The sequence below is a fragment of the Streptomyces sp. NPDC058678 genome (genome assembly GCF_042714835.1).
In the GTDB taxonomy this organism is placed as follows: domain Bacteria; phylum Actinomycetota; class Actinomycetes; order Streptomycetales; family Streptomycetaceae; genus Streptomyces.
In genome coordinates this window covers 74,188-87,409 of sequence record NZ_JBHXSG010000018.1, presented here as the reverse complement: position 1 = coordinate 87,409, position 13,222 = coordinate 74,188, and the positions used below count along the sequence as shown (strand labels likewise).

Annotated in this window: 11 protein-coding genes; 4 read left to right on the top strand and 7 right to left on the bottom strand. The window is 70.1% G+C overall.

All coding sequences use genetic code 11. From position 1 onward, the window contains the following. Window positions 1-484: 484 nt before the first annotated feature. On the bottom strand, window positions 485-2,233 hold the full coding sequence (locus ACFWWR_RS18565) for a DUF4192 family protein (protein ID WP_384304272.1): 1,749 nt from the start codon (window positions 2,231-2,233) through the stop codon (window positions 485-487). 164 nt (window positions 2,234-2,397) lie between these two features. Between ACFWWR_RS18565 and ACFWWR_RS18560 the strand changes: the two genes are divergently transcribed. Next, window positions 2,398-4,569: a RecQ family ATP-dependent DNA helicase gene (locus tag ACFWWR_RS18560; protein WP_384304269.1), complete on the top strand. Its 2,172-nt coding sequence runs from the start codon at window positions 2,398-2,400 to the stop codon at window positions 4,567-4,569. Between the two features lie 283 nt (window positions 4,570-4,852). Next, window positions 4,853-5,488, top strand: coding sequence for a hypothetical protein (locus ACFWWR_RS18555; RefSeq protein WP_383866465.1), 636 nt, complete (start codon window positions 4,853-4,855; stop codon window positions 5,486-5,488). Between the two features lie 287 nt (window positions 5,489-5,775). On the opposite strand, the gene ACFWWR_RS18550 is transcribed toward ACFWWR_RS18555, so the two are convergent. From ACFWWR_RS18550 to ACFWWR_RS18540, 3 genes are all read right to left on the bottom strand, one after another. Further along, window positions 5,776-6,417 (bottom strand): hypothetical protein, encoded by a 642-nt coding sequence (locus ACFWWR_RS18550; RefSeq protein ID WP_383866463.1) that lies wholly within the window; start codon window positions 6,415-6,417, stop codon window positions 5,776-5,778. A gap of 68 nt (window positions 6,418-6,485) precedes the next feature. Further along, window positions 6,486-7,187, bottom strand: a complete 702-nt coding sequence (locus tag ACFWWR_RS18545) for a ribonuclease HII (RefSeq protein WP_383866461.1) — start codon at window positions 7,185-7,187, stop codon at window positions 6,486-6,488. 82 nt (window positions 7,188-7,269) lie between these two features. After that, window positions 7,270-7,893, bottom strand: coding sequence for a TetR/AcrR family transcriptional regulator (locus ACFWWR_RS18540; RefSeq protein ID WP_383866459.1), 624 nt, complete (start codon window positions 7,891-7,893; stop codon window positions 7,270-7,272). Window positions 7,894-8,080: 187 nt separating this feature from the next. On the opposite strand from ACFWWR_RS18540, the gene ACFWWR_RS18535 reads away from it, so the two are divergent. After that, a complete protein-coding gene (locus ACFWWR_RS18535) occupies window positions 8,081-9,628 on the top strand; it encodes an MFS transporter (protein WP_383866458.1) in 1,548 nt (515 codons plus the stop codon). A gap of 412 nt (window positions 9,629-10,040) precedes the next feature. On the opposite strand, the gene ACFWWR_RS18530 is transcribed toward ACFWWR_RS18535, so the two are convergent. The 3 genes from ACFWWR_RS18530 to ACFWWR_RS18520 all read right to left on the bottom strand — a co-directional run bounded on the left by ACFWWR_RS18530 (window position 10,041) and on the right by ACFWWR_RS18520 (window position 12,343). After that, complete coding sequence (locus tag ACFWWR_RS18530) at window positions 10,041-10,946, bottom strand: ADP-ribosylglycohydrolase family protein (RefSeq protein ID WP_383866456.1); 906 nt, start codon at window positions 10,944-10,946, stop codon at window positions 10,041-10,043. 12 nt (window positions 10,947-10,958) lie between these two features. Further along, window positions 10,959-11,618 carry a histidine phosphatase family protein gene (locus tag ACFWWR_RS18525; RefSeq protein ID WP_383866454.1) on the bottom strand — a complete coding sequence of 220 codons (660 nt, stop codon included), beginning with the start codon at window positions 11,616-11,618 and terminating at the stop codon, window positions 10,959-10,961. Window positions 11,619-11,737: 119 nt separating this feature from the next. Then, entirely contained in the window at window positions 11,738-12,343 is a 606-nt protein-coding gene (locus ACFWWR_RS18520) for a YdbC family protein (protein WP_384304267.1), read from the bottom strand. A 148-nt stretch (window positions 12,344-12,491) separates the two neighbouring features. Here ACFWWR_RS18520 and ACFWWR_RS18515 point away from each other — a divergent pair, with 148 nt between their 5' ends. Next, window positions 12,492-13,025, top strand: coding sequence for a TerD family protein (locus ACFWWR_RS18515; RefSeq protein ID WP_383866450.1), 534 nt, complete (start codon window positions 12,492-12,494; stop codon window positions 13,023-13,025). Window positions 13,026-13,222: the final 197 nt, after the last annotated feature.

The following is a 13,222-nucleotide window of genomic DNA, read 5'->3' as shown; positions in this document are numbered from 1 at the left end:
GCATCTGCGACAGCGGGCTTGCGGCTCTGCTCCGGGGCGGCGCGGAACTGTCGAGAACGGAGTTGTCGTCGGCGGAGGGCGGAGTCGGCTGATGCAAGGGGCGGCTTCCTCTGCGCTCTGTGCGCCTGGGTCGTGGTCGGCGCCGGGTGCGGGGCTCCTGGGGGACAAGGGCGGTACGGCGGCACCCCTCCAGGCGTTCCGCCACTCAGGTGAACGGGACGGACCTCTTCGGGGTCACGCCCGCGGCGGGGGAAGCCGACCGAATTGCGGCGAGTGTGAAGGCAGCGGATCCCTTGTCGGCCGAGCAGAAGCCCGACAGCAGCTCCGTGCCTCGCACGGCCTCGCTCCGCCCCGTCGTGCTCGAGGCTGTCATGGGCAGGCCTGTCCGCCACCCGGCAGCGGAAGGTGTGCCACACTCGTGCGCCGCCCTCACACAGCCGACCTGCCAGGTCGCGGAGTCGGCCGGCGCCTTTCCTGCGGTCGTTCATGCCTCCCCCTCTGTGGCGTCGTCTCCCGGCCGCGCGGCTGCGGGGCGGGTACTGCGGCGACGCGCGCTGTCCGGGCCAGTGGAGCGTGGACGCGGGGTCCCCTTCCGCGACGGCCGTGGACGCGTACCGCCGGTTCCCGGAGCACCGGCACGCGTAGCGCCCGTGGCTCGTGTGCGGGCATGCGGCTCCTCCTCGTCCATCCCCATCGGTCGTCCTCCCGCAGAACGGCCGGCGGAGCCACCATCGGGCCGAGTCCGGCGCCGGTGACGGGAAGCTGCCGTGGGCGAGTCCGCCGGACGAGGTCCGCCGGTACCCGACCCGTTCTGCGACACGGGAGCCTCCCCCACTGCACTCACCTCCTGCAGCGTCGAGGCCCCACCAGCGGATGTGACGTCTCCCGGCACCGGTGCCGCGCATTCCCGCTGCGCGGAGGATCCGGCTCCCCTCTCGCCACTGCCTTCACCGGCCTCCGCACGCGCACGCGCCATGCGTGCCTCGCGCTCTGCGCGCAGGCAGTGGCGGATGGACTCCGGGTCCAGGCCCTCATTGCAGGCCTGGTGCAGGAGCCGGGCGAAGAGGTAATCGCGATCGGCGCCCAGAGCCATGGCCATGGCTTCCCGTGCCTCGATGTCGTCACCGGCCGACCAGGCGACCCAGCCGACGAGGGTGAGCGGGGCCGCCGCATGCTCGCCGTACGACCCGACGCAACGGCGGGCCAGGGCTCGCCAGAGACGCAACGCCGGGCCCGCTTCGTGGCCCTCCATCCACTCCGCCGCCCGGTCGCGGGTCGAGCGGTCCTGCAGGCCGAGGATCAAGGTGGCCGCTTCGTCGTGTCCGAGCAATTCGTCGTCACGCAGGTCCGCCAGGAGGGTGCCTGAGACGGGCGGCGCTTCGGCGAACCGGGTCATCACCCGCTCGGCGAGAGCCACCGTCTCCTCGGCCACGTCCTCCCGGCTCACCTCGTGGAGCATCCTGGGGACCTGCGCCATGCTCGCGGTGTCCAGGGCGACCTCCTGCTCAAGTGCGGCGGCGGTCTCCCAGGGCAGCAGCCTGGCCCGCAACTCGCGTAGCGTGCCCCGCACTTGAAGTCCGGCGTAGGTGGCCGCGGCAGCCAGCACGGAGGTGCCGGGCAGCCCCATCGGCAGCCCTGCGGGGGGACAGCACCCCTCGCTGGGGCAGCAGTACGACCAGAAGCGGCCGTCGGAGATGCAAAGAGCCTCGATCACGGGCACGTCGAGCCGGCCGCACTCCGTGCGCAGAAAGCCGGCGAGCCGGGTCAGCCGCCTCATGACCTGCTGCCCGGTCTCACCCTTGGCCGGTTCCTGGCACAGGTAGGCCACCATCTGCTCGGGTTTGGTGCCCCTGCGCTCGCTGCCCGTGATCAGACCATGAGCCAATTGACGGGCCGCGGACTCCCAGTCGTCCTCGCTCGACGGAATGCCGAGCCGGGCGCGTCCACCGAACCGGCCGCGGCCGCCGCGGTCGTGCAGGGCGACCAGGACGATGCTGTCCTCGGGGCGGTAACCGAGCAGGTACGGCAGGGCGTCGGCGAGTTCGCCCGGTGTGCGCAGGGTGAGCTGATGATCGCCTCCGTGAGCGTCGTAGGTCACGCACTCGACGTGTTCGCCGGCCGCGGCCGGGAGGCGCCCGCCGTCCGTGGCCGGGGCTTCGCGCCTCTCATATCCGTCTCGTCCGCCGATGTCGCCGTTCTCGGAGGATCCAGTCGTTTCGCTGTGATTCGTCATGCGCAGACGATCTCGCGGATCGCCACATTCCGCTTTCGCCTGTGGATAAGTCCGACCATGGGCACGACAACATCGATCCGCACGCCTGTTGCCTTGCGAAGGTGCCTGCCGCTTCGACCGGGCGCGGAGTCCGGCTGTCAGTGCCGTCCTGTTGTATGGGACGTATGACGCACACGAGTAACGCGGAATTGCGCGAGGCAGCCGATGCGGTCCTCGCCCGACTCGTCGGGGACGGCACCGGGTCTGCTCGACTGCGCGAGGACCAGTGGCGGGCGATCGAGGCACTGGTGGCGGACAAGCGCCGGGCCCTCGTCGTGCAGCGCACGGGCTGGGGCAAGTCCGCGGTGTACTTCGTGGCGACCGCCCTGCTGCGCGAGCGCGGCGCGGGGCCGACCGTGATCGTCTCTCCACTGCTCGCGCTCATGCGCAACCAGGTCGGCGCCGCCGCCCGCGCCGGCATCCTGGCCCGCACCATCAACTCCTCCAACACGGAGGAGTGGGAGACCGTCCAGGCCGAGGTCGCCGCGGGCACGGTCGACGTGCTGCTGGTGAGCCCGGAGCGGCTCAACAACCCGGACTTCCGCGACAACGTCCTGCCCGAGCTGGCCGCCGCCACCGGACTCCTCGTCGTCGACGAGGCGCACTGCATCTCCGACTGGGGCCACGACTTCCGCCCCGACTACCGGCGGCTGCGCACCATGCTCGCCGACCTCCCACCCGGCGTTCCGGTGCTCGCCACCACCGCCACAGCCAACGCACGGGTCACCGCGGACGTGGCCGAACAGCTGGGCACGGGCACGGCCTCGGACGCGTTGGTGCTGCGCGGCCCGCTGGACCGCGAAAGCCTCAGCCTGGGTGTGCTCCAGCTGCCCGACGCGGCCCACCGGCTGGCGTGGCTCGCCGATCACCTGGCTGACCTGCCGGGTTCCGGGATCATCTACACCCTCACGGTCGCCGCGGCCGAAGAGGTCACCGCCTTTCTGCGGCAGTGCGGTCACACGGTCGCCTCCTACACGGGCAAGACGGAGAACGCCGAGCGGCAGCAGGCCGAGGAGGCCCTCCTCGCGAACCGGGTCAAGGCGCTCGTGGCCACGTCCGCACTCGGCATGGGGTTCGACAAGCCCGACCTCGGCTTCGTCGTGCACCTTGGTTCGCCCTCCTCCCCCATCGCGTACTACCAGCAGGTCGGCCGTGCTGGGCGCGGAGTGGAGCACGCCGAGGTTCTGCTTCTACCGGGCCGGGAGGACGAAGCGATCTGGGCCTACTTCGCCTCCGTTGCGTTTCCGCCCGAGGAAGCCGTCCGCCGCACTCTCGACCTCCTCGCGCAGGCGGACCGCCCCTTGTCCCTGCCCGCGCTCGAACCCCTCGTGGAGCTGAACCGCACCCGCCTGGAGACCATGCTCAAGGTCCTCGACGTGGACGGCGCCGTCCACCGCGTCAAGGGCGGCTGGATCGCCACCGGCATCCCTTGGTCGTACGACACCGAGCGGTACGCCTGGGTTGCCAAGCAACGGGCCACCGAGCAACAAGCCATGCGTGACTACGCCACCACGAGCGGCTGCCGCATGGAGTTCCTGAGGCAGCAACTGGACGACGAGGAGGCGGCGCCCTGCGGTCGTTGCGACAACTGCGCCGGCCCCCGTTTCACGGCCGACGTCTCCCCGACCGCCCTGGACACCGCGGGGGGCTCCCTCACGCGCGCGGGTGTCGTGGTGGACCCCCGCAAAATGTGGCCGACCGGTCTCCCTGCCATCGGCGTCAACCTCAAGGGCCGCATCCCGCCCGGAGAACAAGCCACCCCGGGCCGGGCATTGGGCCGCCTTTCCGACATCGGCTGGGGCAACCGGCTCCGCCCCCTGCTCGCGCCCCACACCCCGGACGCCCCCGCTCCCGACGACGTGATGAAGGCCGTCGTGACGGTACTGGCCGACTGGGCCAAGGCACCCGACGGCTGGGCGTCGGGCAAGCCGGACGCGCCGTCCCGTCCCGTCGGCGTGGTCACCATGCCCTCGCGCACGAGGCCGCAACTGGTCCAGTCTCTGGGTAACAGAATCGCCGAGGTCGGCCGCCTGCCCCTCCTGGGATCCCTGGCATACACGGACCACGCCGCCGGCCTGTCCCTGCCCCGCTCCAACAGTGCCCAACGCCTGCGCGCCCTCGAGGGCGCTCTCGTCGTCCCTCCACCGCTGCGGGAGGCACTCCATGCCGCGCACGGGCCCGTGTTGCTCGTGGACGACGTGACAGAGAGCGGCTGGACCCTCGCGGTCGCCGCCCGCCTGCTCCTGCGGTCCGGTGCCCAGGGGGTGTTGCCACTGGTCCTGGCGGTCCGCGGCTGAGCACACGTCGGACGTCTGAGAGCCCCTGCGGCGGCGTACGAACGTGTCGTGCTCGAACGTCCCGTGCGTCGCCTCCCGGAACACCGGGTAGGGATATAAGACGCTAACCTCTCGAAAAGGGTCGGTAGGCCCAATTGCTCGTTGCCGCAACCAAGTTCGACAGGAAGAATTGGAGTCCGCTCCCCGCACGGCTCGTCCGTGACCATGTAGGGCTCTGCTGCGGTGTGCGCTCCCCCGAATCCGACCCCGCCCGCAGTGTGGGCGCGTAGCCGAAGGGAGGACCGTGACCTTCGGATTCGCTCCGTCCTCCGCGGCGTCGACGTCGTCGCCTGCCGACCTGTCCGCCGCATCCGCCAATCCTCTGGCCCGCATGCTCGAACCCGCGGAGTGGGCCGCTGCCGGGATCCCCCTGCTGCGCAATCCCCGTGAGGTCGTCAGCGGGCTGCACACACGGCATCTCCCCAAGCCGGCGACCGCGATCGTGGCGGTTCTCGATGCCGACGAGCGGCTTCGGGCGAGCGCCTCGTTCACCCGGCGTCCGGCACCGGCGGACGGCTGGATGTCCCGCAACGTGCTGCTGTCCCAGCTGCGCCGGGTGATCCCGCACGACCTGCGCCGCCGCACACCGGTGCGCACCGCTGTGCTGCTCTACTGCCGTGAGGGGGACGCGCGTTGGACCGAAGAGGACGGCGCGTGGATGTGGGGCCTGCGTGACGCCTGCACCCTGCACGGGCTGCGCTGCGGGGCGTACATCACGCTGACCCGGGACGGCTGGCAGGTCCTCGGCGAGGGTCGAGGCGGACGTCGCCCGAACGCGGACTCGGCACCGGAGCCCTTCGCCACGTCCGAGGCGCCGCCTCCGCTGCCGCGCACGGGCGGCGCCGTCTCGGAGGTACTGCGCCGCGCGGCGGCTCGCTGACACCGGCCGAGCGTCTGCACGCCGGCCGCGTGCTCATGCCCTACGTGTACAGCCTCGTGGGCACCCGCCGCCCGCCGCCGCGCCCGTACGACAGCCCGACGCACCGGCACGGCGAACAGCCCAACCCCACGGCTGACAGCGACGGCTCACACGCGCCCCGAGTGCGCAGAGCGAGGCAAGGCTCAGGCCGCCGATGCCGGCACGACAAAGCAGCCGCCGTGCAGGTGCCGCCTGGGCGGCACCCCTCCGTCACCCCCCGGCGTCCCGCCGGGCCTATCGGATGCGGCTCAGATGCCGGTGCCCAGAACCGAGTTGATCTGCTGCGGGTCACCGCAGACGATCAACAGGGCAGCGGCCCGCGTGTGAGCGAGCGGCAGGGCGTCGGCGGCTGCCGAGTCGGGACCGCCGTTGACGGCGACCACGACCACGGGGCGCGATGCCGCGCGGGAAGCCACGGCGGCGTCCGCGTAGAAGACGTCGTCGGCCGCGTCGTGCTGCGCCCAGTAGGAGGCTTCACCGAAGGACAGTTCGTGGACTGCCCACGGGTGCTGTTCGCCGGTGGTGATCACCAGCACGTCACCTGGAGCGCGACCCGAGTCGAGCAGCAGGTCGACAGCTTCCTCGGCAGCATCGAGCGCACCCTCGGCGGAGGCCGGGATCAGCTGGATCTGCGGAGTCACGGCGGCCGGTGCGGCGGCGACAGGAGCGGTAGGGCCCGACGCTCCGGGCTTGGCCACGGCCGCGTCGTGCGGCGTGCGTTGCACCGGCGGCGCGGGCCGCAGCGGGCCAGGCCGACCGGGGCGCGGGTGAGCCGCGGGGCGGGGGCCGGGTACAGGACGAGGGGTCGGCGCGGTACGGCCACTGGCCGGAGTGGCGCGCGGACCCTGGGCACTCTCGTGAATCTGAGGCTCCTCGGGAATGAGAGGCATGAGCTGATATTTATCAAACGTTGGTACGGCTCGCGTCGGCGGGTGGCACATGAGTGCGAGCGGATCCGTCAGAAATCGAAGCCGAGCTGACCCTCGATCCTTGGAACGCTTCCCTCCGCCCAGCTGCGGGCCTTCTTGAGGTGCCGCCACTGGGGCAGCGCATCAAGATACGCCCACGACAACCGGTGGTACGGGGTGGGGCCCCGCTCCTCCAGTGCGGCCTTGTGCACGGGCGAGGGATACCCGGCGTTGGCCGCGAAATCGAAGTCTGCATGGTCGATACCCAGTTCGGCCATCATTTTGTCGCGCTGAACCTTGGCGATCACCGAGGCCGCCGCGACAGCAACACATGACTGGTCACCCTTGATCACCGTGCGGACCTTCCAGGGCGTGCCGAGATAGTCGTGCTTGCCGTCAAGGATCACCGCGTCGGGACGGACCGGCAGGGCATCCAGGGCGCGTACCGCCGCGAGCCGCAGAGCGGCCGTCATGCCCATCTGGTCGATCTCCTCCGGAGAGGCGTGCCCCAGGGCGAACGACGTGACCCACTTCTCCAGCTCCTGGGCGAGCCCCGTGCGCCTCTTGACGCTGAGCAGCTTGGAGTCGGTGAGGCCTTCGGGGGGCCGGCGCAGTCCGGTGATCGCCGCGCAGACGGTGACGGGACCGGCCCACGCGCCGCGCCCCACCTCGTCGACACCGGCAATGACCTTAGCTCCGGTCGTGGCGCGTAGGGAGCGCTCGACGGTGTGAGTAGGCGGTTCGTACGGCATGGCGCCCTTAGCGTACGCCGCCCGGATCGCTCTCCGACACCCCGGTTTCACAGAACGGCTTCACGGGCTCGCGGGGCCCCTGTCACCCACCGGTCGGCCGCAGCAGCGGAAGCATCAACTGGTCGATCATCTCTTCCAGATCCCGATCGCTCCATTCGCTTGCGCACACTTTGGAGCGGTACATCATCATGGCCGGGATGGCATCGAAGACATAGCCGTTCATCGCATCGGCCCGCACCTCTTTCCGCTCCACCCCACGGGCGATGATCTCGCGCAGCAGCCTGAGGGTCGGCTCCACGACCCCGCCGAAGATCACGCCATGGAAGCGTTCCGCTTGCGTGGGGTCGCATTCGTGAATCACTGCACGGAGCGCGAAGCCGGGCCGCGAGAACATCGCGTCGCGCGCCCGCCGGCACAGGGTGAGCAGGTCCTCGCGCACGCTGCCCAGATCGGGCGCCTCCTCCACAGCAGGGAGTCCGGCCTGGAGTGCGTCCGCGACAAGATCCTCCTTCGACGGCCAACGGCGATAGACGGCGGCCTTCCCGGTCTGGGCGCTGGCTGCGACGCCCTCCATCGTGAGGCCTTTCCAGCCGACTGTACTGAGCTGATCCAGGGCGGCATCGAGGATCGCGCGTTCGAGTACGGGGCCGCGCCGGCGAAGGGAAGCCGTCTGAGCGGGGGCGGCCGTCCAGCGCGAGGTAACCATCTGAGCGTCTCCAACAGGCGGGGGAAGCGGGGATTCCGGGAGCGGGGACAGCATCGCGCGGCGACAGCGGGGGACGGACCGCACGACGACATGTTGAGTGAACGGTTGCGTTCACTACTCGCGGCTCACTACCGTTGACGCGGCAGTGAACGCAATCGTTCACTAGAGCACTTGTGGGGGACCCATAGTGACAACCTCTCAGCTGATACAGGACCAGAAACCAGGAGCGGCCCGCCGGGAGGGACATCCCGGTATCGCGCTCACCGTCATCGCGGCCTGCCAACTCATGGTGGTACTCGACGCGACGATTGTGAACATCGCGCTCCCGCACATTCAAGACGCGCTCAAGTTCAGTACGACCGACCTCACCTGGGTCGTCAGTTCCTACACGCTGACCTTCGGCGGCCTGCTGCTCCTCGGCGGCCGGGCCGGCGACATCCTCGGCCGCCGCCGGGTCTTCATGACCGGGATCCTGCTCTTCACCTTCGCCTCGCTGCTCGGCGGTCTCGCCCAAGAGCCCTGGCAGTTGCTGGCCGCACGTGTCCTGCAAGGAGTGGGAGGCGCGATCGCGTCGCCCACCTCGCTGGCGCTCATCACCACGACCTTCCCCGAAGGACCGGAACGGAACCGGGCCTTCGGCGTCTTCGCCGCGGTCTCCGCAGGCGGCGGTGCCATCGGTCTGCTCGCGGGAGGCATGCTCACGGAGTGGCTCGACTGGCGTTGGGTGCTCTTCGTGAACGTCCCGATCGGCGTGCTGATCGCCGTGCTCACCCCGCTCTACATCAGCGAGTCGGAGCGGCACACCGGGCGCTTCGACGTCTCGGGCGCCCTGACCTCCACAGCGGGCATGGCCCTGCTCGTCTACGGCTTCATCCGCGCGGCGGACGAGGGTTGGCGGGACAGCCTGTCCATAGGTTCCTTCGGTGCCGCCGTAATTCTGCTGCTGGCCTTCGCGGTCATCGAATCCCGGGCGAAGGAACCGATCACGCCGCTCAGGATGTTCACCGACCGCAATCGCTCGGGCACGTACGTGATCATGCTGAGCCTCGCCGCGGCGATGTTCGGCATGTTCTTCTACATCGTGCTCTTCGTGCAGAACGTGCTGGGGTACAGCCCGATCAAGGCGGGACTCGCCTTCCTGCCGGTGACGGTCGTGATCGCGCTGGGGGCGGGACTGTCCCAGCGGTTCCTGCCGGTGCTCGGGCCCAAGCCGTTCATGATCGTGGGCTCCGCGCTCGCGGCGATAGGGCTGGGCTGGCAGGCCCTCATCAGCTCCGACAGCTCTTACGTCGGCGGCGTCCTCGGGCCGATGCTGGTGTTCGGCTTCGGCATGGGGCTGAACTTCGTGACGCTGACGCTCACCGCTGTCTCCGGTGTCGCCCAGCACGAGGCGGGGGCGGCGTCCGGACTGCTCAACGCCACTCAGCAGGTGGGCGGTTCGCTCGGCCTGTCCATCCTGACCACGGTGTTCGGCTCGGCCAGCAAGAGCGAGGCGGAGAAGCAACTGCCGAAGTTCCTCGCCGACGGCTCGGCGAAGCAGAAGGCGGACTTCGGTCAGACGCAACAGCTGCCTGCCCCATGGGGACACGAGGTGCTTGCCCAGGGCATCTCGACGGGCTTCATCGCGGCCACGGCGATGGCCGTACTCGCCCTGGTCACCGCCTGGCTGGTGATCAAGGTCCGTAAGAGCGACCTGGATGCACTCTCCGGCACGGCGGGTCCGGGTATCGGCTGAGCCGACCGGCCGCGTGCGAAGCTGCGGATGGTCGGCCCCAGTCCGGGAGACCGACAGCGAAAACCACGGTCCGGCCATTCGCTTGCACCACGCGCGAGCCAGCACAGCCAGCACAGCCAGCACAGCCAGCACAGCCAGCACAGCCAGCACAGCCAGCACAGCCAGCACAGCCAGCACAGCCAGCACAGCCAGCAGCGTCACGGAACCCCGTACGGACTGCATGATCGCCCCCAGCGGCCTCGCCGTCTCACGTGTCTGCGCTCCACCCACGCATCACACAACGGATGTCACGAGAACGCCGGAGTAGTCACGCAGAGTTCCCGACGCGCACAGAGAGTTTCGACTCATCCTTCGCCCATGCCTCCCCGACGGACAGTTGCGCAGCGAAGAGCCGCAGGCGGAGTAGGTCCCGTCAGCTGACGGTGAGGACCCAGTCGGGCAGGGCCTCCGTCTGTTCCGCCCACGCGGTCGGCGGTGCGCCCGCTTTACCGGAGGCGATCACCCCGCCCACGATGGCGCAGGTCGTGTCCACGTCGCCGCCGACCTGCGCGGTCGTCCAGAACGCCTGCTCGTAGTTCCCCAGCCCTCTGGCCGCCGACCAGAGGGCGAAGGGCACCGTGTCGTGGGCCGTCGTACGCCGCCCGCAGCCCAGCACGGCCGCGACGGTGCCCGCATCGGCGTAGTCCAGCATGTCCCGGGCTCGTCGCAGGCCCGCGCCGACAGCGCTCTTCGGAACGAGTGCCACGACGCCGTCGAGAAGCGCCTCAGGACTGGGCGGACCGCTGGGAGCGGCAGCCAGCGCGGCGGCCGCGGCGACGGCCATGGCGCCGACGACGGCCTCGCGGTGCTGGTGCGTGGGGTACGAGGAGATCTCCGCCTGGTGGGTCGCCTGCTCCGGGTCGTCCGCGTACCAGGCACCCAGGGGTGCGATCCGCATCGCGGCGCCGTTGCCCCAGGAGCCCTGGCCGTTGAAGAGCGCCGAGGCGAGTTCGCGCCAGTCACCGCCCTCCCGGACCAGCCGCAGCAGACGGTTGACCGCCGGGCCGTAGCCGCGGTCGAAGTCGTGGTGCTCGGCGAAGGAGCGGGCCAGGGCGTCCTGGTCGATGCGGTGGTGGGCGGCCAGGACGGCGACCACGGAGCCGGCCATCTCCGTGTCGTCCGTCCACTGCCAGGGGCCCGGCGGCAGCTCACGGTCCTTCAGCAGTGGGTAGTTCACCGGCACGAAGAACTGCGAGCCCAGCGCGTCCCCCACGGCCAGTCCGCGCAGGCTGGCCAGGGCACGCTCCAGGCGCCCGGCGGGAGAGGAGTCAGCGGTCATCGCCCTGCCACTCTATCCGGTGATCCCGTACGGTTCAGGATCCCGCCAGCGTCCGAAGGGCCGGTCCATCGCGTATTTGCCGTCGTCCCCGAGAACGAGCATCCGCATCTCCGCGTTCCCGGGATTCGAAAGTGACTCGAACTCCGCGACCGTCCAGTGGAACCAGCGCATGCAGAACAGCCGCATGGCAAGGCCGTGGGTGACCAGCAGCACGTTCGGTGGGTGGTCGGGGGCCTCGAAGCTGCGGTACAGGCTCTCCAGGAAGCCGCCGACCCGGTCGTACACGTCGGCACCGGACTCGCCCTGGGCGAAACGGTAGAAGAAGTGACCGTAGGCGTCCCGGTAGGCCTTCTGGAGGCGGACGTCGTCGCGGTCCTGCCAGTTCCCCCAGTCCTGCTCCCGCAGCCGCGGTTCCTCGCGCACCCGTATGAGTCCGGGGTCGAGATGGAAGGCCCGCAGCGTCTCGTGCGTACGGCGGTACGGGGAGACGTACACGCTGACTCGCTCGCGGCCGAAGACCTCGCGCAGCCGTTTTCCAGTCTCCTCGGCCTGCTGCCAGCCCTGCTCCGTCAGAGCGAGGGCGTGGTCGGGTTCACGCTCGTAGACGGTGTCATCAACATTGCCCGTTGACTCGCCGTGCCGGACAAGGACGATGCGCCGTGGTCGTGCCATGCCAAAACCCTAGATCGGTTGGGGCTCCGTAGAGCACTCGTACGGCCTCCATACGGCGTAGGTCACACACTTTCCGCACCAGGGGTCACTGCCAGACGCACGAGTACCGGGTCCGGACGTCACACCGTCCAGGTCGGTTCGAGCTGCACGATGTCGCCCGTGAGGGACGCGACGTCCGCTTCCGTCTGGGCCCGCAGAGCGAGGCGCTCCACGCGCTCGGTGCGGTACTTGCCGTGTTCGGCGGCCGACAGCCACATCGAAAGCACCAGGAACTCGTTTCCCGGCGCCTCGCCGAACAGTCCGCGGATCATCCCGGGGGAACCGGCCATCGCGGGGTTCCAGACCTTCTCCTGCATCAGCGTGAAGTGCTCGGCGCGCTCCTCGTGGACACGGCAGTGGGCGACCCGCACCAGGTCTGCGTCCGAGAACCGCGGCTCGAAGCCGGTCTTCACGTCGAAGCGGTAGTCGAACAGCCTGACCTGGCTGTTCTTGAAGGTGCCCGACTGTGTCGCCGCCAGCCGGTCGTGCGACCGGGCCATGAAGGAGTCGTAGAAGGCACGGCTCTCCCAGAAGGCGAAGATGTGCGCCACGCCCTGCCGCCCCCGGCTCCAGCCACCACCCTGCCCCCGAAACCCCGGCTCCCCCAGAAGCCCCGCCCACTTTCGCTGCCCCCGCTCGAAACCGCGGCGGTCCACCACGGTGCAGCGAATCCACTTGACCAGCACCGCGCCATCGTAAGGCCACGGAGCGTGGCGTCGGTCACCCTCGGGCGGAGAGCTCGCAGGCAAACGCGCGGGCGCGCGTGGCAGGATGGACAACCTGCCTTGCCGGCCCGGTAGTTCGGGCGGCGCCACAGGGGGAAGGGGAAGCCTGGTGAACGGCCTGAAGAAGGGCATCCGCAAGGTTGAGATCGCCGTCAAGTGGGACCCGAGTCCGGCGGGCCGGCCACCCAGCGATCTGGACGTCGTCGCCGCCACGTACCTGGCAAGCGACCCGTACGGGGAGCCCGCCTATGTCGTGCACTTCGACAGCCGCTCCCCCGACGGCACCATCTACCTCAACCGCGACAGCAAGGACGGCAAGGGCTTCGGCTGGGACGAGGTCATGACGCTGGAGCTGGACCGGCTGGATGGCCGCTACGCGCGCGTGGTGGTCGGCGTCGCCATCCAACAGCGCTCCGACCACACGACCTTCGTCAACGTGATCAACCCCGCGCTCCGTATACGTGAGGGCTACACCGACCTGGCCGAGGACAACTTCGGCGAAGTCCTCGGGGCGACGGCGGCGACAGTCGCGGAGTTCGTGCGCGAGGGGTCCGGCACATGGGACTTCCAGCCCGGCGTCCACGGCTTCGAGGACGACCCTGCGACGTTCACGGCGACCATGGGCCGGGCGCGCCGGCCCTGACTCTCGAACCCCGAACGGGGAGCGGTGGTCAGGACGGCAGGGCTCTGGCGTCGCGCTCACGGGACGCAGGGCTCATCACAGACGCCGAGGGCGGTGGGGGCCGGGAGCCCGCCCCCCCCCCCCCCCCCAAGGTTAAAAACCACAAGGGGGCCGGGTTGAACGGCACCCCCCGGGCGAACCCCCCCCCCCCCAGAAGT